Source organism: Urbifossiella limnaea (assembly GCF_007747215.1).
Classification (GTDB): domain Bacteria; phylum Planctomycetota; class Planctomycetia; order Gemmatales; family Gemmataceae; genus Urbifossiella; species Urbifossiella limnaea.
In genome coordinates this window covers 6,486,078-6,503,452 of the sequence record NZ_CP036273.1, presented here as the reverse complement: position 1 = coordinate 6,503,452, position 17,375 = coordinate 6,486,078, and the positions used below count along the sequence as shown (strand labels likewise).

Here is a 17,375-nt window from a genome sequence, read left to right as displayed (position 1 = left end):
CCCCACTCCCCACACGAGGTCCGCCCGTGGTCCGCCTCCTCCCCGCCGCGCTGCTCGTCGCCGCCGCGGCGCTGCCCGCGCCGGCCGGCGCCGACGACAAAGCTCCCGCCTCGCCCGGCGAGTTCTTCTTCCGCCCCGGCGACCGCGTCGTCTTCCTCGGCGACAGCATCACCGAGCAGTACCAGTACAGCACCTACGTCGAGCTGTACCTCACCACGCGGTTCCCGAACGGGAAGATGAGCTTCCTCAACGCCGGCATCGGCGGCGACACCGCCGGCGGCGGCGCCGGCCGGTTCCAGAGCCACGTCCTCGACGAGAAGCCGACGGCCGTCACCATCAACTTCGGGATGAACGACGGCGGCTACGGCAAGTTCGACGCCAACCGCGCCAAGCAGTTCGCGGAGCGGACCGAGGCGATGCTGAAGATGGCGAAGGACGCCGGCGTCCGCGTGGCGCTGCTGTCGCCGAACGCCGTGGACAAGCGGAACAAGAGCAACGGCGCCGAGTACGTGGTGACGCAGAAGCAGTTCTACGCCCCGCTCGCCGGCCTCGCCGGGAAGTACGGGTTCGCGTTCGTGGACCAGTACGCGATCACCAAGGCCGCGACCGACCGCATGGAGGAAGTGGATCCGAAGGCGAAGTCGGCGGTGCCGTACTACGACGGGTTTCACACGTCGCCCCCGGGCGGACTGCTGATGGCCCACGCCATCCTCACCGGTCTGAAGGCGCCGGCGGCGGCGAGCGAGGTGGAATTGACCGCGGCCGGCGGCATCGCGGCGAAGGGGGCGATGGTGACGGAGCTGAAGGCCGGCAAGGACGGGGTGACGTTCACCCGGCTCGACGACGCGCTGCCGCTGCCCGTGCAGAAGGACTGGCTGCCGATGCTGCCGTACACGAACGAGCTGCGCGACCTGAACCGCTACGGGCTGACGGTGAAGGGGTTGGCCGAGGGCAACTACGCCGTGAAGATCGACGGCAAGGAGGTGGCGAAGTACACGGCGAAGCAACTGGCCGACGGGGTGAACCTGGGCACCGTCACGACCGGCCCGGTGTGGGAGCAGGGGAACGCGGTGCTGAAGGCGATCAACGATAAGAACAGGATCGTTCACGGCCGGTTCCGCGGCATCCTGCTGAACGGCGACCCGTACTGGAGCACGCCGGCGGGCCAGAAGCGGCGCGCGGCCGAGCTTGCGACGCGCCGCGCCGAGGCCGACGCGGCGCAGGCGGAGGTGTACAAGCTGGCCGCGCCGCAGGCTCGCCGGTGGGAGGTGCGCCCGGCGCAGTGACCGGCAGTTGCGTCGGCGGGGCGGGCGTGGTCTACTCGGCGCATGGCCGACCCCGACGCCCCGCCGAAGCCGCTACACGGGTGCTTGCTGTTCGCCGGCCTCGTGTTCGCCGGCCTCCTCGGATTCGCCGGCGCGGTCGGCGCCGGCGTCGGGTTCGACGCGCCGCTGCCGGTCGTCGCCGGCATCATGTTCGGCGTCCCGATCCTGTACGTCGTCGGGCTCGTGGTGCTGGCCGTCCGCCGCGCCCGCGCCTCCGGCGTCGAGATGACCCCCGAACAGCGGGCGGCGTGGCCGCTGCTCGCGCCGGTCGTCGGGGCGTTCCTGCTCGTCGCGGTGCTGTCGATCGGCGGAGTGATCGCCGCACAGGTTCTCGGCGCCCCCGGGTGGGTGGCGCCGGTCGTGTTCTTCGCCCCCGGCGTGCTGTTCAGCTTCCTCGCGTGGCCGTACCTGAAGGCGCTGCCGGAACGCCTGAAGCGCGCCGCCCCGTCGCCGGAGAAGGCCGCGGTGCTGACCCCGAAGCCGCCGCGGCGTTCGGAACTCACCGCAACCCCCGCCGTCCCCGACGCTTTCCCGACGGTGCCGGCCGACCCGTCGCTCCCCGGCCGCGAGTTCGCACGCCGCCTGCCGCCCGCCGACCTCAGCGCCGGCTGCGCCTGCGTGGCGTCCTCGGCGTGGCGGTGTTCTGGAACGGCATCGTCAGCGTGTTCGTTTGGCAGGCCGTGCTCGCCGTCCAGCGCGGGCAGCCCGAGTGGTTCCTGATGGTGTTTCTCATCCCGTTCGTGCTGATCGGCCTGGTGCTGGTCGTCGTCGGCGTCGTCGCCGCCGGCGCGTGGGTGGTCGCCATGCTGACCGGCCAGGTGACGGTAGAAGTGGACGCCCACCCGTTCGAGCCCGGCGGCACGTACCACGGGCGGGTGGCGCAGCTGGGCCCGTGCCGGCTGCGAAAGGTGGGCGTGGCGCTGGTGTGTACCGAGGCGGCGACGTACCAGGCGGGCACGACCCAGAGCACCGAGCGCTGCGAGGCGGCGAAGGAGCTCGCCGAGTTGCCGGAACCGCTGCCCGCGGCGCCCACGGACTTCACGCTGCGGGTGCCGGCCGGGGCGATGCACTCGTTCGAGGCGAAGAAGAATTCGGTGACGTGGAAGGTGACGGTGTGGGGCCGCGTGCTGGGCGTGCTGCCGTACGGGCGCGGGTTCGAGGTCGTGGTGCGGCCGGGGGGCGGCTATGCGGGGTGAGCCCGAGGTGCGCGTCGAAGTTACCGGCGACCGGTTTCACCCCGGCGACGAGGTCCGCGGTGCGTTCGTGCTTCCGGGCGGGCCGCCGGCCGACGCCGACAGCGTTGAGGTGTCGGTGCTGTGGCACACGTCCGGGAAGGGAACCGAAGACCTGGGCGTGATCCACTTCGAGGACTGGACCGCGGCCGCCGGCACGCTGCCGGAACTGCCCAACCCGGGGACGTTCGCGGTGCGCCTGCCGAACACGCCGTGGAGCTACGACGGCACGCTGGTGAAAGTCCACTGGGTCGCGCGGGTGCGGCTCCGCTTCGGCGCGTCCGGCGAGGTCGTGGCCGAGGCGCCGTTCGTGCTCGCGCCGCGGGAGCCGACGTGACCGGCCGCGTCGGAACACCGCCGCGGGTGAACCCGTTCTCGACTCGCTTCGTCGAGCCGGGCGCGATCCCCTACCGCCTCCCCGGCGGGGCCGAACTCGACGCGCTGGTGACGCGCTTCGAGGCTGCGGGAAGTTGGAGCGAGGTCGTTGGCCCGCACGGCAGCGGCAAATCGACGCTGCTGGCGAGCCTGCTGCCGCGGCTGACCGCGTGGACCGTCCGCCGCGTGCGGCTCGGCACCGCGGAACGATCGCTGCCGCCGGAACTGTGGCCGCTGCCGGGGCCGCGGCCGCTGCTGGTCATCGACGGGTTCGAGCAGCTGGGTTGGCTCGGCCAGCGGCGCGTGACGCGTGAGTGCCGCCGGGCCGGGGCCGGGCTGCTGGTGACGACGCACCGCCCGGCCGGACTCCCGCCGCTGCACCGCACCGACGTGACGCCCGAGGCGCTGGAGTGGGTGCTGGCGCGACTGCTGCCGGCGGACGGCCGCGGCGTGCTCGAAGGCTATGACGCAGCCGCGCGGCTGTGCGCCCACCGGGGCAGCCTGCGCGAGGTGCTGTTCGAGCTGTACGACCGGTGGGAGGCGGCCTGACCGCTTCCCGTTCTGCCCCGCGGCGCCGCGCGGTACAATTCCCTCACCGCCGCCCGGCGGGGCGAGGGGGCCGGCCGATGAAGTGTCAGCGCTGTCCGAAGCAGGCGACCCTGCACATTACCGAAGTCCTGCCCGAGGAGCGGTTCGAGGAAGTCCACCTCTGCGAGGACTGCGCCCGCAAGTACATGAGCGAGCCGGGCACCGCCGGCGGCAAGAAGCCGGCCGCGAAGGCCGCCGACAGCCCCGCGATCGACCCGGCCGACGCCCCCGCCGACGGCACCTGCCCGGCGTGCGGGATGCCCTTCGTGGAATTCCGTAACCACGGCCGGCTCGGCTGCCCGCACGACTACGACGCCTTCCGGGCGGAGCTGCTGCCGCTGCTGGAGGGCGTCCACGGCGACGCGACGCACGCCGGCAAGGCGCCGCGCCGCGGCCCGAAGCGGAAGGCCGCGGCGACCGAGCTGGACGGCCTGCGGCGGCGCCTCGGCAAGCTGGTGGCCGACGAGAAGTACGAGGACGCCGCCCGCGTCCGCGACCAGATCCGCCGGCTGGAGGAGGGCGACGCGTGACCCGGACCCGACCGACGGGCGAGGGCGGTTCGGCTGGCCGGCGCGGCCGGCGGTGTGGTAGGGGAGTGCCATGACCTGTCAGTTCTGCGACGCGCCGGCGACCGTCACCCTGACGGAGATCGTCAACAAGCAGAAGCGGGTGCTCCGCCTGTGCGACCCCTGCGCCAAGAAGAACAAGCTGTTCGCCGACGCGCCCGGGGGCGCCGCCGGGACCGTCCACGTGCCGGCACTGCTCGGGCTGCTCGGGGCCGCCGGCCCCGCCCCCGCCACGCCCGCCGAGACCGCCGCGTTGACCTGCCCCGACTGCGGCCTACAGTATGGGGAGTTCCGCGCCACCGGGCGGCTCGGCTGCCCGGCCGAGTACGACGCCTTCCGCCCGGCCCTCGAACCGCTCCTGACCCGCATCCACCGGGCCGACGCCCACGCCGGCAAGACGCCCCGGGCCGTCCGCGCTGCCCGCCGCGACGACCGACTGCAGGAACTCCGACGCCGGATGGCCGCCGCCGCCCGCGACGAGGACTACGAGGAGGCGGCCCGGCTCCGCGACGCGGCCCGGCAGGAGGAGGCCGGCCAATGAACCTCGACACCCTACTGCCCAACCTCGGGGAGTGGCTCCGCGGCACCGGCCCCGAGTCGGACGTCGTCGTCTCCACCCGTATCCGCCTGGCCCGCAACCTGGCCGGCTTCCCGTTCGCCAACCGTGCCTCCGCGGCCCAGAAGGCCGAGACGGCCGCCAAGGCCCGCGACGCCCTCGCCAAGGCCGAGTTGCCGTACACCCTCGACTACATCGACGTGCCCGGCCTGTCGCCGCTCGACCGCCAGTTCCTCGTCGAGCGGCAACTCATCAGCCGCGAGTTGGCCACCGTGCTGGAAGGCCCGCGCGGCGTCGCCCTGGACCAGAAGGAATCCGTCAGCGTGATGGTGAACGAGGAGGACCACCTGCGGCTCCAGGTGCTCCGCTCCGGCCTCGCACTCACCGAGGCGTGGGAGGACATCGACAAGCTCGACGACGCGTTGGAGGCGCGGCTGGGGTACGCCTTCCACGACCAGTTCGGCTTCCTGACCGCGTGCCCGACGAACGTCGGCACCGGGATGCGGGCGAGCGTGATGCTCCACCTGCCGGCGCTCGGCCTCACGAAGCAGATCGAGAAGGTGTTCCGGGCGCTGCAGAAGATCAACCTGGCCGTCCGCGGCCTGCACGGCGAGGGGAGCCGGGCGTTCGGCGACCTGTACCAGATTTCGAACCAGGTGACGCTCGGCAAGAGCGAGCCGAAAATCCTCGCCGAGATCGGCGAGGTCATCCAGACGATCCTGCAGTACGAGCGGCAGGCCCGCAACGCCCTGCTGAAGGAGCGCCGTCAGGCCGAGCAGGACCGCGTGGCCCGCGCCATCGGCACCCTCGGCAGCGCGACGATGATCACGTCGGAGGAGACGATGGAGCTGCTGAGCGCGGTGCGGCTCGGCATCCACCAGCGGCTGATCGAAGACTTGCCGGCGACGACGGTGAACCAGCTGTTCATCCACACGCAGGCGGCGCACCTGCAGAAGCTGATGGGGCAGCCGCTGGACGGCGAGGAGCGGAACGCCGCGCGGGCGAAGTACCTCAAGACCAAGCTGCGCGAACTCGGCTCGGCGCGGTAGGCGTGGGACGCCCCCGCCGCCCGCTCAAATCCCGCTGGCCATCGAGATGTCCAGAATCTTGAACCGGATTGTGCCGCGCGGCACCGGGATCTCCACCGTGTCGCCCTTCTTGCGGCCGAGGAGACCCTGACCGATCGGGCTTCCGGTCAGGATGCGGCCCTTGTCCGGGTTCTCCTGACCGGGGCCGACCAGCTCGTACGTCTCCTCCTCGTCCAGGTCCAGGTCCATCACCTTGACCTTGCTGCCGAACGCCACCGTGTCCTTCGGCAGCGTCGCCATGTCCACGATGGCGGCGCGCGCCAGACGGTCGGCCACCTCGTTGATCTTCGCCTGGAGGATGCCCTGGTCCTCGCGGGCGGCGTGGTACTCGGCGTTCTCGCTCAGGTCGCCCATGGCACGGGCCTCGGCCACCCGCACGGTCACCGCGATCATCTCGACGTTCCGCATCCGGTCGAGCTCGGCCTTGAGCTTGTCGTACCCTTCCCGGGTCATCGGGATGCGGTCGTCGGCCATGATCGGCACTCCTGAGCGGTCCGTCGCGGACGCACGTCGTCGGGGCAACCCGGTCGCGGACGAAAAAGCCCGGCGGCTGCGGGGCAGCCGCCGGGGCCGGGTCGTTCGGCCATTATAGCTCGTCGGGCACGGCGCGGAGCAGCACCCGCCGAAAAGGCCGGTTCGGCACCGGCCACCCGTCGGCCGTCCACCCGCCGGTGCGGACCCGTTCGGGCAGCTCCAGCTGGGCCACCCGGTCGTGGCACTGCTGCTCGGCGTCGGTGAGCTTGCGGTCGGCCGGCTGCCCGTTGCCGCGCCGCACCGCGACGACGCCGTCGTCCACGACCGCGATGACGCACGGCGAGTCGAGGTCGAGCAGCCGCAGGGCGACGGCTTCCATCTTCGCCGTGCGGAAGGCCTGGTGTAGCGCCGGTACGTCGTACTTGTGCTCGCGCAGGGCCGACCGCAGGAGCCGGGTGGGGACGAGTATTCGAGCCGCGAGCAGCCCGCGGAGGTGCGTCGCGGCCTGCTTCGACTCGCTGCCGGGCACGATGTCGATCTTGCGGAGCAGGTCCGGCAGCAGGTGCCGGGCGATCCCCTGCGCCGCGACGGCCTGGCGCTGCTCGGCGGTCATGTGCGGGTTCAGCACGATGCCGGCTGACGGGCGGCGGCGCCGCGGCGGGCCGTCGGCGTCGTCCTCGTCGGGCTCGACCATCTCGACGGGGATGCCGAGGTGGTCGTCGGCGAGGCGGAGCGCGTCGACCGGCGGCTGGGTGACGCCAGCTCGCTCCAGGAGGCCGTGGACGAGCCGGTCGCAGGCGTCGAAGAGTTCGTCCTGGGAGCAGTCCATGCGGAAATCAGAACCGATGAGGCGGCCTGGTGCAAGGGTGGGAGGTCAAACCTTGAAGGTGCCCTCGACCGAGTCGTCGAGCGTTTTGCCGACCGCAGCACCGATCAGCATCTTGGTGTCGCGCCTGGAGCCGGCGGTGGCGAAGAAACAGTTCTTCGCAGTGCCGACCAGCTCCTTGATCTTGGCGACGGCCTCACGGCCGCGGAGGTCGGTACGGGTGTGCTCGGGTTGGTTGGCGCTGATCGAGCCCGTGCCGACTCCTCCGGAAAGCGCTGCGCGAGAATCGCGGCGGCCGGAGGAGCTGAAGTGCAAACCATAAGCCGATTCGCGCGGGGCGCTGACGCGACCCCGCTCGCCCGCGTCAGTCCCCGTTCAGGTTCTCGCCGAGCTTCGCCAGCGCCTCGCTCTCGATCTGCCGCACCCGCTCCCGAGTCAGGCCGAGGCACTCGCCGATCTCCTTCAGCGTCTTCGGCTCCTCGTCGTCCAGGCCGAACCGCATCCGCAGAACCGACGCCTCCCGCTTGTCCATCTTCTCCAGCAGCACCATCACGTGCTTCAGGTCGTCCGTCTCCACCATCTCCGTGTCCGGCGTCTTCGAGCGGTTGTCCATCAGCATCTCCTCGATGCTCCACCCCTGCTCGCCGCCCTGGTCCGTCTGCGGGGCCGAGTTGTACACCCGGATCGCCTTCTTGATGATGTTCAGCTTCTTCTTCGGCAGCCCCAGGAACTTGGCCACCTCCTCGTGCGTCGGCGGCCGGCCCAGCTCGTCCGACAGCTTGTTCGTCGCCCGCCGCCACTTCGCCAGCAGCTCGACCATGTACGCCGGGATGCGAATCGTCTTCGCCGTGTTGACAAGCGCCCGCTTGATGCTCTGCTTGATCCAGTAGCTCGCGTACGTGCTGAACCGCGTCCCCATCACCGGGTCGAAGCCCTCGACGGCGCGCAAGAGGCCGAGGTTCCCTTCCTCGATCAGGTCTTGCAGCGCCAGGCCCTTGCCGGTGTAGCCGCGGGCGATGTTCACCACCAGGCGGAGGTTGGCGCGGACCATCTGGTCGCGGGCCTCGGTGTCGCCGACGGCGATGGCGCGGGCCAGCGACTTCTCCTGGTCCGCGGTCAACAGGGCCGTGGTGTTGATCTCGCGGAGGTACGTTTCGAGCGGCGACTGGACCACGTCCGGACGGTATTTGCGGAGGCGGGACATTACGGCATCCTGTCGGTGTGGGTCCGGCGGGCGACGGCGAGCGAGTCGGAGACCCCGGCGTCCTGGGCGGGTGTCGCGGGCGTGGTTCACCCGCGGACGAACCCGCAAGGACGTATCGACCGCTGAAACGATCCCCTGGACGGATGCGGTCGGTTGGGGCCGACCGGCCGCGGAATCCGGCGGGCGCCGGCCGCACGGCGGGCGCCACCGGGGCGACGACTCCCGCCGGCACGACCCGCACCACCGGCCGAGACGGCGCCGGCGGCACGAAACCCGAGTGGACCCGGTCGGAGAACCCAACCGAATCTAATTCGGGCCGGGCATCACCGCAAACTGGTAGGCGGCGGAAAAATCCGGCCGCTCCGGCCGGCGCGGTCGTAACACCCGCGCCGCGCTCCACTTGAGAGCCGCGGCCGGGGCGGGGAAAGCGGGTTGACTTTCGGGGGAAAATCGGGCCGGCGGGATTTGCCGGCCCGATCGCGAACGGGAACTTACACTTACTCGCTGCCCGGGAGCTTGAACAGCGGGCCTTGCGGGCCGGTGCCGCCGCGGAGCTTCTCCTTCTTGCCGCTCGTCGGCATCGGCTCCTGCGGGATTTCTTCCTCCGGCTCGTCGATCGGCATGTCGGGGATGATGTCCGGCACCTTGCCGTCGTCCACGTTCCGCATCGACAGGCCGACCTTGCGGTCCTTCGTGTCCACCCGCAGCACCTTGACGTCCACGTCGTCGCCGACCTTGACGACCTCCTCCGGGCTCTCGATCTTCGCGTCCGTCAGCTCGGAGATGTGGAGCAGCCCTTCCAGGCCCGGCTCCAACTCCACGAACACGCCGAAGTTGGTCAACTTGGTCACCTTCCCGCTCACCTTCTGGCCCGGGAGGTAGCGGCCGGGGATGTCGCCCTCCCACGGGTCGTTCGCCATCTGCTTCAGGCCCAGCGCCACCCGCTTCCGCTCCTGGTCGACGCTCAGCACCTGGCAGGTCAGCTTCTGGCCCTTCTGCACGACCTCGGACGGGTTCGACACCTTCCGCGTCCAGCTCATGTCGGACACGTGCAGGAGACCGTCGATCCCTTCCTCGATCTCGATGAACGCGCCGTAGTTGGTGAGGTTCCGCACGACGCCGCTGATGACGGTGCCGGTCGGGTACTTCTTGGCCACCTCGCCCCACGGGTTGCTCTGGCACTGCTTCATGCCGAGCGAGATTTCCTTCTTGTCGTGGTTGATGTTCAGCACCTGAACCTCGACCTTGTCGCCGATCTGCACCAGCTCCTTCGGGTCGGCGATCCGCTTCACCCAGCTCATCTCGCTGATGTGAACCAGCCCCTCGATGCCGGGCTCGAGCTTCACGAAGGCCCCGTACGGCATGATGTTCACCACCTCGCCGTTGTGGCGGGTGTTGACCGGGTACTTGGCCTCGATGTTCTGCCACGGGCTCGGCGTCTTGTGCTTCAGCGACAGCGCGATCTTCTCCTTCTCGCGGTCGATGTGGAGGATGTACACCTCCAGCTCCTGGTCGATCTGCACCACGTCGCGCGGGTTGGTCACGCGGTGCCAGCCCATGTCGGTGATGTGGAGCAGGCCGTCGATGCCGCCGAGGTCCACGAACGCGCCGAACTCGGCGATGTTCTTGACGACGCCCTTGCGGATCTGGCCGACGTCCAGCTCGGCCAGCAGCTTGTCCTTCTGGATGCGGCGGCGGTCCTCGATCAGCTTGCGGCGGCTCACCACGATGTTGCGGCGCTGCTCGTCGATCTTGAGGATGACGCACTCGATGGTGCGCTCGATGTACTCGTCGATGCTCTGCGGCCGGCGGATGTCCACCTGGCTGGCCGGCAGGAACACGTTGACGCCGATGTTGACCAGCAGGCCGCCCTTGATCTTCTTGAGCACCTTGCCGGCGACCACGTCGCCTTCCTTGTGCTTCTCCAGGACGGCGTTCCACTCCTTCTGCCGCTTCGCCTTGCGGTAGGAGAGCGCGATCGTACCGTCCTCGCTCTCGACCGTCTCCAGCAGCACCTCGACGGTGTCGCCGGCCTTCGGCGGGGCGATCCCCTCGGCCCCGTCCTCCTTCCACTCCTCCAGCTTGATGACGCCTTCGGACTTGTACCCGATGTCGATGACGACGTCTTCGCCGCGGATCTCGAGCACGCGCCCGGTGACGATCTTGTTCGACTCGAACTCCTGCGTCTCGGCGGGGAGCCACGACTCCAGGTCGCCCATCTCGGCGGCGAACATCTTCTCGAGCTCGGCCTCGTCGTTCTGCTGATCGAACTGGCGGAGGAGGTTGCGGTTGACCATAGTTAGGGTGGGGAGCGGCCCGGGGCAGACGGCATTCGCCGCGGGCGGGTGCGGTTGAAGGTTACCCTCGGGTCCCCGGCCGGTCGCGTGACCGGCGCCGTCGGGGGCGAAGACTGGGGATTGTAGCGATTCGTCAAGGGCGCCGACAGCCCGACCGGAATACCGGACCGACATCGGCGTCAAGTCCGGGGACGGCCCGCCGATCACGCCCCGCGCCAGCAGGTGCCCATGAACCTCGTCCAAGCCCTCCGTTTCGCCCTCGGCGGCCTGTGGCGGCAGAAGGTCCGCACCACGCTCACCCTCGTCGGCGTCCTCGTCGGCACCGCGGCCCTCGTCTTCAGCCTCGCCCTGGGCCTGGGGCTGCGGGCGTTCATCGACCGCGAGTTCCGCGAGCGCGAGGGCTTCTGGCGCGTCACCGTCCGCATCGCCGAAGCCACCCCGGACCCCGACCAGGTGCCGGCCGAGAAGGTCGCCGTGTCCGCGGCCGTCAGCCCCGAGCGGCGCGCCCGGCTCCGCGAGGCGCTCGCCCGCCGCTACCTCCGCGACGAGGCCCGCACCCCGCCCAGGCCCCTCGACGCGGCCGCCATCGCCGCCCTGGGGGCCATTCCCGACGTGACCGAGGTCCGCGTCGTCCGCAGCTCCGGCGGCCGCGCCTGGCTGGCCGACCGCTCCGCGCCCGCGCTCGTCGTCGCCGGCAAGCTCGACGCCCTCACCCCGCGCCTGATCGCGGGCGACCTCCCGGCCGATCCGGCCGGCGTCGTCCTGAGCGAACTCACGCTCTACGACCTGGGCGTGCGGGACGACGCCGACCTCGCCGCCGCCGTCGGCCGGCCCGTGCAGGTGGACGTGGGCGGCACCACCGCCGCGCCGCCGTTCGCCCTGGCCCGCGCGCTCGCCGGCTGGCTCCCCGCCGACGACCTGACCCGACCCCAGGCGCTCGCCCTCGGCCGGCTCGCGCTCCTGCTGCCGAAGTCCATTGACAAGCTCGACCTGAGCCCCGCCGACCGCACCGCCCTCGCCGACCTGCTGAACCGCAAGCCCGACCCGGAGCGCGCCAGGCGAGCCGACTCCGGCAAGGTCGCCAGCGGGCAGTTCCGGCTGGCCGGCGTCGTGAAGCTGGTCGGCGAAGGCGAGCGGAAGAAGGCTGACCCCCTCGCCGGCTGGGAGCTCGCCGAGGCCGACGCCTACCTCACCAAGGCCGCCGGCGACGCCCTGTTCGACCAGTTGCCGTGGGTCCGCGGCAGCGGCGTCGGCTCGGTCGAGCTCCGCATCCGGCCCGGCGGCGACATGCCGGCCGTCGTCGCGGCCGCGGAAGGCATGGGCTTCGGCACCTACTCGGCGCTCCGCTGGTACAGCGCCGCCCGGCGCGAGGTGGCCATGATCGCCGGCGGCCTCAACCTGTTCGCCCTCATCGGCCTGCTCGTGGCCGGCGTCGGCATCACCAACACGCTCGTCACCAGCGTCGTCGAGCGCACCCGCGAGATCGGCATCCTGAAGGCCGTGGGCGCGACGCGCGGGCAGGTCACCGGCCTGTTCCTGGCCGAGGGCGGCGCCATCGGCCTGGCCGGCGGGCTGCTCGGCGTGGCGACCGCCGTCCTGATGTCGTTCCCCGCCGACGGCTACATCCGCGGCCTCATCCAGGGGCAGATGGGGAACGAAACCATGAAGACGACCACCATCTTCGAGTTCCCGTGGTGGCTGCTCCTGAGCGGCGTCGTGTTCGCCGTGCTGGTCACGACCCTGGCCGCCCTCTACCCCGCGCGCCGGGCCGCCGGCATCGACCCGATCCTGGCGCTGAAGTACGAGTGACCCGTCGCCGCAAGCGGCATCGGACCCGCCCGACGGCCCCCGCCGCGGCAGCACCCGCGCGAGCAGGCCGCCGTCGGGGTCGTCGTCGTGCGAGGTGCCGCGGTCGGCCTCGATCGTCGCTTCGGCCCACGTGGTCATCTTGCCCCAGTCGCGGCCGGCGCCGGGCACGGCGAAGCCCGCCGGCGGCCGGTCCGGGTGGAAGCCGAACCGCACCTCGAACATCCGGTTCGTCAGCTCCTCGATCTCGGCGCCGTGCTCCTCGGTGTTCACCACCACCTCCTCCCACAGGTGGTCCTTCGCCTTCTGGTGCGGGTCCGCGGGCAGCTTGCCGGCGAGCCGGCGGCGGTGGCGGCGGGTCGTCATCCACACCCGGGCCAGGCAGTCGGCGGCCTTGTTGATGGTGCGGTCGTCGTCGGACCGGAGGAGCTTGCGGAGCGAGAGCATGGCCTCCGCGAAGCCGTCCTCGACGACGCCCGAGCGGGCGGCGGCGAACAGCCGGCGGAAGTCGGGGCCGGCGTCGCGGGCCAGCTGGCGGAGCTCGTCCTGGTCGAACCCCAGGCGGAAGGCCACGCGGTCCCAGTCGGTGCCGGCGGCGCGCATCTCGGCGACCCGGGACAGGACTTCGTCGGTCGCGGCGGACATGACGGCTCCCGGGGCAGGGGGGCAGAATAGTGTACGCATGTACCGTAAGCTCGGATTTGGGGCGGGTCAACTATTTCCGCCGAATTTTGCCCGGGTTCTCCGCCCGACTCCGTACATACGAGTAGAAGCGATTGCTGATGTCGGTCCGCGTCCGCCGTACGGCCGCCGTTCGAGTAGAATCTAGCCGACGCCGGACTGTCACGGGCGTACACTTCATCCGCGGAAGGCTGGTGCGCGATGGCCAAGGCCGACGACCCGAAGAAGAAGGCGAAGCCGACGGCACCAGCGGCGGCGACGGCGAAGCCGCCGGCGAACGCGAAGCCGAAGGCACCGGCGGCGGCGAAGGGACCGCCGGCCGGGCCGGCGTTCCGCCCGCAGGTCGCGTCGGCGGTCGCGGCGGCCCCGCCCGGGGTCGTGGTGTGCTCGACCGAGCAGCGGACCGACCCCAACCTCCCCATCGTGGTCGGCGGCGAGGCGCCCGAGGTCCGGCTGTGGGTGGCGGGCACGGTGCTGCGGTGGCGGTGCCGCAAGGCCTCGTTCGTCTTCTTCTCCGAGCCCAAGAAGGCGATGGACGGGGTGAAGAAGCTGGTGACGAAGGCGATGGGGGCGTGGGGCGCGGCCGCCCCGGTGAAGCTGGCCTACGACGAGGACGACTGGGACTTCGAGGTGGTGATGAACCCGGCCGACAACCGCGTCGGCGGCGGGTACACGCTGGCGCGGGCCTTCTTCCCGGGCGGCGCCCAGCGGATGCTGATGCTGTACCCGCGGCTGTTCTCGCTGCCGGAGACGGGGGTGGTGGCGACCCTCTGCCACGAACTCGGCCACGTGTTCGGGCTGCGGCACTTCTTCGCCGTGGAGCAGGAGGGCGGCACGGCGGTGCCGTTCGGCGAGCACCGGCCCAAGACGATCATGAACTACGGCCCGAACAGCACGCTCACGGCGGCGGACAAGGCGGACCTGGCGCGGCTGTACAAGGAGGCGCGGGCCGGCACGCTCACGAAGCTCGGCCGGTGGCCGGTGAAGCTGGTGAAGCCGTCCACGGCCGGCGGCTGACGCGGCAGGTGTCGGGGTCGGCCGCCGCCGACCCGTTCGTAACCCTCTCTACCCGAAAGGACGGTGGTGCGATGGCCAAGGCCGACAAGAAGGGCGACGACAAGCCGGCGGAGCGGCCGGCGGCGTTCAAGCCGCGGGGCGACAAGAAGCCGACGAAGCGGCAGGAGGCGAGCATCCACGTCATCGACAAGGCGAAGGGGATCGTGTGCGCCACCGAGCGGCGCGGGCACCCTACCCCGCAGGGCCGGTCGCCGCTGGACCTGGTGCTGGACGCCCCGGGCGGGTCGATCCCGCTGTGGGGGCCGGACACGACCCTCCGGTGGCGGTTCCGCGACGAGTCGTTCGACTACTTCGCCGACCCCGAGAAGGCGATGGAGGCGGTGCGGAAGCTGTGCTCGAAGGCGCTGCGGAAGTGGGGCGCGGCCCTGCCGGTGACGTTCACCTACGACGAGGGCCTGTGGGACTTCGAGATCGTGATGAGCGGGTCGAACAACTGCAACGCCATGGGGTGCACGCTGGCGTCGGCGTTCTTCCCCGGGAGCGGGCAGAACAAGCTGATGCTGTACCCGCGGCTGTTCGACGAGGGCCAGGACGAGATCGTGGAGACGCTGTGCCACGAGTTCGGCCACACGTTCGGCCTGCGGCACTTCTTCGCGCTGACCAGCGAGCAGGCGTGGCCGGCGAAGATCTTCGGCCGGCACGAGGAGGAGTCGATCATGAACTACGGGGTGAACAGCACGCTGACCGACGCCGACAAGGACGACCTGGAGGAACTGTACCGGCTGGCGTGGGGCGGCGAGCTGACGCACATAAACGGCACGCCGATCCGGTTCGTGTCGCCGTACAGCGCGCAGGGCGGGTCGAGCGCGGTGGCGCCGGCGGCGGGGCCGGGGCCGGCGCCGGCGGTGAACCCGGCGTTCCTGCCGGCGCCGCGGGCGGGGGGGGCGGCGATGGCGGTGGCGCCGGCGGCCGCGGCGGGCCGGCTTCAGTCGCGCAAGCCGTACCTCGACGCCGACGACTAGGGCCGACCGGCGGGGGCGTGCGTCGGGTGTCGCACGCCCCCGCCGGGTTCAGTCCAGGCGCACGACCTGCGAGTCGTTGCGGCCGTGCGACCAGTGCCAGGCGAGGTAGTCCACCGCGTCGCGGACGAACCGGACGCTGCCGTCGCCCATCGCCACGTTCACCCCGCCGGTGTGCCGGCTGCGGGCCGTGGCCTGCCAGTTCGGCCAGTTGTTCGCCAGGTTGTCGTTCGAGCAGCCCATCGCCTGCTGTGCCAGCCCCGAGTTGCCGACGCCCGCCGCCTGCCGGGTGTCGTTGCAGTTCTCGATGTCGTCGGAGTACTCGCTCCGGTCGTTCGGGGCGTAGCAGTCGCCGTACCCGAGCGCCCCGACCAGGCTCGACCCGCCCACGCCCATCGCCCACACCCCGCGGCGGTCCTTGTCGTTGAGCCCGGTCCGCACCTCGTCGATGCACACCGTGTTCGACAGGCCGTCGGTGATGTCGGTCATCTTGATGCCGCCGTTGATGGTGATGAGCCCGCCGCGGATGCCGTCGGAGGCGATCCCGTTGACGCTGGCGCAGATCCACCCGCCGCCGGCGTTGGCCGCGTAGTTGCCGCGCGCCCACCCGCCGCCGTTGAGCGCGAACGGCGTGTTCACGCCCGTGTCGCTCGGGCACAGGTACGTCGGGATGGTGGTGCCGCGGAGGCCCCGCCAGCTCTGGTCGGTGCCGCTGGTGGCGGTGAAGGCGGTGACGGCGGTGGCGTACTGGTTGTACAGCGCGCCCTGCTCCATCTGCGGCAGGATGAAGACGGCCCAGTTCGGCCCGAACCCCGGCGTGCGGTAGGCGCTCAGGTTGTCGTTCTGCCCGGCGTTCTTGTTCGCGTTGACGATCATGACCGCCGGCGGGAACGTGTTGTTCTGGTCGTGGTAGCTGTGCACGGCCAGGGCGATCTGCTTGATGTTGTTGCTGCACTTGATGCGGGCCGCGGCCTCGCGCACCTTCTGCACGGCCGGGAGCAGCAGGCCGATCAGGATGGCGATGATGGCGATGACCACGAGCAGTTCAATGAGCGTGAACGCACGCCGGACGGGGGGACGAGGCACGGGGAGACTCCGGGAATGAGACGCGCCACCGGAACGAGGGGGTGGTGGCGATGAGCAGACGGGGGAGCGAGTGTTCCCCCAGACCGTCATCATAAGACTGGCCGGGCGGGCGTCTGTCAACGGGAGTCGGCCCGGAATCAGTCGAACAGCCCCGGGCCGTCGGGCCGCGGCTTCGGCGGGCTCTGCCGGCCGAGCACCGCGAACGCCCGCGGCGTCACCACCCGGCCGCGCGGCGACCGCACGATGTACTGCTCCCGCAGCAGGTACGGCTCGATCTCGTCCGACAACGTGTCCGCCGCCAGGTTCATCGTCGCCGCCAGCGCCTCCACGCCGGTCGGGCCGCCGCCGAACACGTCGATGAGCGTCTCCAGGTAGCGGCGGTCGTTCTTGTCGAGGCCGTCGGCGTCCACCTCGGCCTTGTCCAGCGCCGCGTGCGCCACCGCCTCGGTGATGGCCCCGTCGTGCAGCGCCGCCGAGTAGTTCCGCGCCCAGTGGAGCCGGGCGTTCGCCACCCGCGGCGTGCCCCGGCTGCGGCGGGCGAGTTCGTGCGCGGCGCCGTCGGTGATCGGCGTGTTCAGCTTCGCCGCGTTGATGCGGACGATCGTGGCCAGCTCCTCGACGGAGTAGAACTCGAGGTGCTCGTGCATCTTGAACCGGTCGCGCATCGGGCCGCTGAGCATGCCGCTGCGGGTGGTCGCGCCGATCAGCGTGAACCGCTTCAGCTGCATCGAGATGGTGCGGGCGCTCATGCCTTCGCCGAGCACGATGTCGATGCGGAAGTCTTCCATCGCCGGGTAGATGAACTCCTCGACGACGCGCGGCATGCGGTGAATCTCGTCGATGAACAGGATGCTGCCTTCCTCCAGGTTGGTGAGGAACGGCAGCATGTCGGCGGGCTTCGACAGGGCGGGGCCGCTGGTGAGCTGGATGGACGTGCCGAGCTCGTTGGGGAGCACGGTGGCGAACGTGGTTTTGCCGAGGCCGGGCGGGCCGTCGAAGATGATGTGCCCGAGCGGCTCCTTCAGCTTCTTCGACGCGGCGACGGCGATCTCGAGGCGCTCGGCGACCTTCCGCTGGCCGACGACCTCGCGGAGGAACTTGGGGCGGAGGGCGGCGTCCACCTTCGAGGGGCCGTCGTCGCCGGCGGGGGCGGGGCCGATCACGCGCTCGCGGGCCATGATGGGGTGACTCGTGGGGTTGCCGGTGGGCGGGAGGTGGAGATTCACCACAGAGTC

The 17,375-nt window shown here is 71.1% G+C and carries 19 protein-coding genes; 12 read left to right on the top strand and 7 right to left on the bottom strand.

All coding sequences use genetic code 11. The features are described 5' to 3' along the window. Positions 1-26: 26 nt before the first annotated feature. The 8 genes from ETAA1_RS26525 to ETAA1_RS26490 all read left to right on the top strand — a co-directional run bounded on the left by ETAA1_RS26525 (position 27) and on the right by ETAA1_RS26490 (position 5,691). Positions 27-1,286, top strand: coding sequence for a GDSL-type esterase/lipase family protein (locus ETAA1_RS26525; RefSeq protein ID WP_145243656.1), 1,260 nt, complete (start codon positions 27-29; stop codon positions 1,284-1,286). A 42-nt stretch (positions 1,287-1,328) separates the two neighbouring features. After that, positions 1,329-2,045 carry a hypothetical protein gene (locus ETAA1_RS26520; RefSeq protein ID WP_145243655.1) on the top strand — a complete coding sequence of 239 codons (717 nt, stop codon included), beginning with the start codon at positions 1,329-1,331 and terminating at the stop codon, positions 2,043-2,045. Continuing rightward, positions 2,045-2,521: a hypothetical protein gene (locus ETAA1_RS26515; RefSeq protein ID WP_202920426.1), complete on the top strand. Its 477-nt coding sequence runs from the start codon at positions 2,045-2,047 to the stop codon at positions 2,519-2,521. The genes ETAA1_RS26520 and ETAA1_RS26515 overlap by 1 nt, the downstream gene beginning before the upstream one ends. Next, positions 2,511-2,894, top strand: coding sequence for a hypothetical protein (locus ETAA1_RS26510; protein WP_145243651.1), 384 nt, complete (start codon positions 2,511-2,513; stop codon positions 2,892-2,894). Before ETAA1_RS26515 ends, ETAA1_RS26510 begins: the two co-directional genes overlap by 11 nt. Further along, positions 2,891-3,481 carry a P-loop NTPase family protein gene (locus tag ETAA1_RS26505; RefSeq protein WP_145243649.1) on the top strand — a complete coding sequence of 197 codons (591 nt, stop codon included), beginning with the start codon at positions 2,891-2,893 and terminating at the stop codon, positions 3,479-3,481. Before ETAA1_RS26510 ends, ETAA1_RS26505 begins: the two co-directional genes overlap by 4 nt. Before the next feature lie 77 nt (positions 3,482-3,558). Continuing rightward, positions 3,559-4,050: a UvrB/UvrC motif-containing protein gene (locus tag ETAA1_RS26500; protein ID WP_145243647.1), complete on the top strand. Its 492-nt coding sequence runs from the start codon at positions 3,559-3,561 to the stop codon at positions 4,048-4,050. Positions 4,051-4,120: 70 nt separating this feature from the next. After that, the gene (locus tag ETAA1_RS26495; protein ID WP_145243645.1) at positions 4,121-4,627 is read left to right on the top strand and encodes a UvrB/UvrC motif-containing protein; all 507 of its coding nucleotides are present in this window, start codon (positions 4,121-4,123) and stop codon (positions 4,625-4,627) included. Further along, entirely contained in the window at positions 4,624-5,691 is a 1,068-nt protein-coding gene (locus ETAA1_RS26490) for a protein arginine kinase (protein ID WP_145243643.1), read from the top strand. The genes ETAA1_RS26495 and ETAA1_RS26490 overlap by 4 nt, the downstream gene beginning before the upstream one ends. A gap of 24 nt (positions 5,692-5,715) precedes the next feature. On the opposite strand, the gene greA is transcribed toward ETAA1_RS26490, so the two are convergent. The 5 genes from greA to ETAA1_RS26465 form a co-directional block, all read right to left on the bottom strand. Further along, positions 5,716-6,204, bottom strand: a complete 489-nt coding sequence (gene greA, locus ETAA1_RS26485) for a transcription elongation factor GreA (RefSeq protein WP_145243641.1) — start codon at positions 6,202-6,204, stop codon at positions 5,716-5,718. Positions 6,205-6,316: 112 nt separating this feature from the next. Next, positions 6,317-7,033 (bottom strand): ImmA/IrrE family metallo-endopeptidase, encoded by a 717-nt coding sequence (locus ETAA1_RS26480; RefSeq protein ID WP_145243640.1) that lies wholly within the window; start codon positions 7,031-7,033, stop codon positions 6,317-6,319. 45 nt (positions 7,034-7,078) lie between these two features. Beyond that, positions 7,079-7,345 carry a hypothetical protein gene (locus ETAA1_RS26475; protein WP_145243638.1) on the bottom strand — a complete coding sequence of 89 codons (267 nt, stop codon included), beginning with the start codon at positions 7,343-7,345 and terminating at the stop codon, positions 7,079-7,081. 49 nt (positions 7,346-7,394) lie between these two features. Further along, positions 7,395-8,234 (bottom strand): sigma-70 family RNA polymerase sigma factor, encoded by an 840-nt coding sequence (locus ETAA1_RS26470; RefSeq protein ID WP_145243635.1) that lies wholly within the window; start codon positions 8,232-8,234, stop codon positions 7,395-7,397. 497 nt (positions 8,235-8,731) lie between these two features. Beyond that, positions 8,732-10,531 carry a 30S ribosomal protein S1 gene (locus ETAA1_RS26465; protein WP_145243633.1) on the bottom strand — a complete coding sequence of 600 codons (1,800 nt, stop codon included), beginning with the start codon at positions 10,529-10,531 and terminating at the stop codon, positions 8,732-8,734. A gap of 228 nt (positions 10,532-10,759) precedes the next feature. Here ETAA1_RS26465 and ETAA1_RS26460 point away from each other — a divergent pair, with 228 nt between their 5' ends. From ETAA1_RS26460 to ETAA1_RS26445, 4 genes are all read left to right on the top strand, one after another. Beyond that, on the top strand, positions 10,760-12,340 hold the full coding sequence (locus ETAA1_RS26460) for an ABC transporter permease (protein WP_145243631.1): 1,581 nt from the start codon (positions 10,760-10,762) through the stop codon (positions 12,338-12,340). 195 nt (positions 12,341-12,535) lie between these two features. Then, complete coding sequence (locus ETAA1_RS32430) at positions 12,536-13,012, top strand: hypothetical protein (protein ID WP_202920425.1); 477 nt, start codon at positions 12,536-12,538, stop codon at positions 13,010-13,012. A gap of 207 nt (positions 13,013-13,219) precedes the next feature. Continuing rightward, entirely contained in the window at positions 13,220-14,035 is an 816-nt protein-coding gene (locus ETAA1_RS26450; protein ID WP_145243629.1) for a reprolysin-like metallopeptidase, read from the top strand. Between the two features lie 71 nt (positions 14,036-14,106). Then, entirely contained in the window at positions 14,107-15,057 is a 951-nt protein-coding gene (locus ETAA1_RS26445) for a matrixin family metalloprotease (RefSeq protein ID WP_202920424.1), read from the top strand. A 48-nt stretch (positions 15,058-15,105) separates the two neighbouring features. On the opposite strand, the gene ETAA1_RS26440 is transcribed toward ETAA1_RS26445, so the two are convergent. Next, complete coding sequence (locus ETAA1_RS26440) at positions 15,106-16,140, bottom strand: DUF1559 domain-containing protein (RefSeq protein ID WP_202920423.1); 1,035 nt, start codon at positions 16,138-16,140, stop codon at positions 15,106-15,108. A gap of 137 nt (positions 16,141-16,277) precedes the next feature. After that, positions 16,278-17,318 carry a Holliday junction branch migration DNA helicase RuvB gene (ruvB, locus tag ETAA1_RS26435; protein ID WP_145243625.1) on the bottom strand — a complete coding sequence of 347 codons (1,041 nt, stop codon included), beginning with the start codon at positions 17,316-17,318 and terminating at the stop codon, positions 16,278-16,280. Positions 17,319-17,375: the final 57 nt, after the last annotated feature.

Bases quoted from the DNA above. Each gene is read 5' to 3' on its own strand.
- ETAA1_RS26520 (WP_145243655.1), top strand. From the start codon at position 1,329: ATGGCCGACCCCGACGCCCCGCCGAAGCCGCTACACGGGTGCTTGCTG.
- ETAA1_RS26515 (WP_202920426.1), top strand. From the start codon at position 2,045: ATGGTGTTTCTCATCCCGTTCGTGCTGATCGGCCTGGTGCTGGTCGTC.
- ETAA1_RS26510 (WP_145243651.1), top strand. From the start codon at position 2,511: ATGCGGGGTGAGCCCGAGGTGCGCGTCGAAGTTACCGGCGACCGGTTT.
- ETAA1_RS26500 (WP_145243647.1), top strand. From the start codon at position 3,559: ATGAAGTGTCAGCGCTGTCCGAAGCAGGCGACCCTGCACATTACCGAA.
- ETAA1_RS26495 (WP_145243645.1), top strand. From the start codon at position 4,121: ATGACCTGTCAGTTCTGCGACGCGCCGGCGACCGTCACCCTGACGGAG.
- ETAA1_RS26490 (WP_145243643.1), top strand. From the start codon at position 4,624: ATGAACCTCGACACCCTACTGCCCAACCTCGGGGAGTGGCTCCGCGGC.
- greA (WP_145243641.1), bottom strand. From the start codon at position 6,204: ATGGCCGACGACCGCATCCCGATGACCCGGGAAGGGTACGACAAGCTC.
- ETAA1_RS26480 (WP_145243640.1), bottom strand. From the start codon at position 7,033: ATGGACTGCTCCCAGGACGAACTCTTCGACGCCTGCGACCGGCTCGTC.
- ETAA1_RS26470 (WP_145243635.1), bottom strand. From the start codon at position 8,234: ATGTCCCGCCTCCGCAAATACCGTCCGGACGTGGTCCAGTCGCCGCTC.
- ETAA1_RS26465 (WP_145243633.1), bottom strand. From the start codon at position 10,531: ATGGTCAACCGCAACCTCCTCCGCCAGTTCGATCAGCAGAACGACGAG.
- ETAA1_RS26460 (WP_145243631.1), top strand. From the start codon at position 10,760: ATGAACCTCGTCCAAGCCCTCCGTTTCGCCCTCGGCGGCCTGTGGCGG.
- ETAA1_RS26450 (WP_145243629.1), top strand. From the start codon at position 13,220: ATGGCCAAGGCCGACGACCCGAAGAAGAAGGCGAAGCCGACGGCACCA.
- ETAA1_RS26445 (WP_202920424.1), top strand. From the start codon at position 14,107: ATGGCCAAGGCCGACAAGAAGGGCGACGACAAGCCGGCGGAGCGGCCG.
- ruvB (WP_145243625.1), bottom strand. From the start codon at position 17,318: ATGGCCCGCGAGCGCGTGATCGGCCCCGCCCCCGCCGGCGACGACGGC.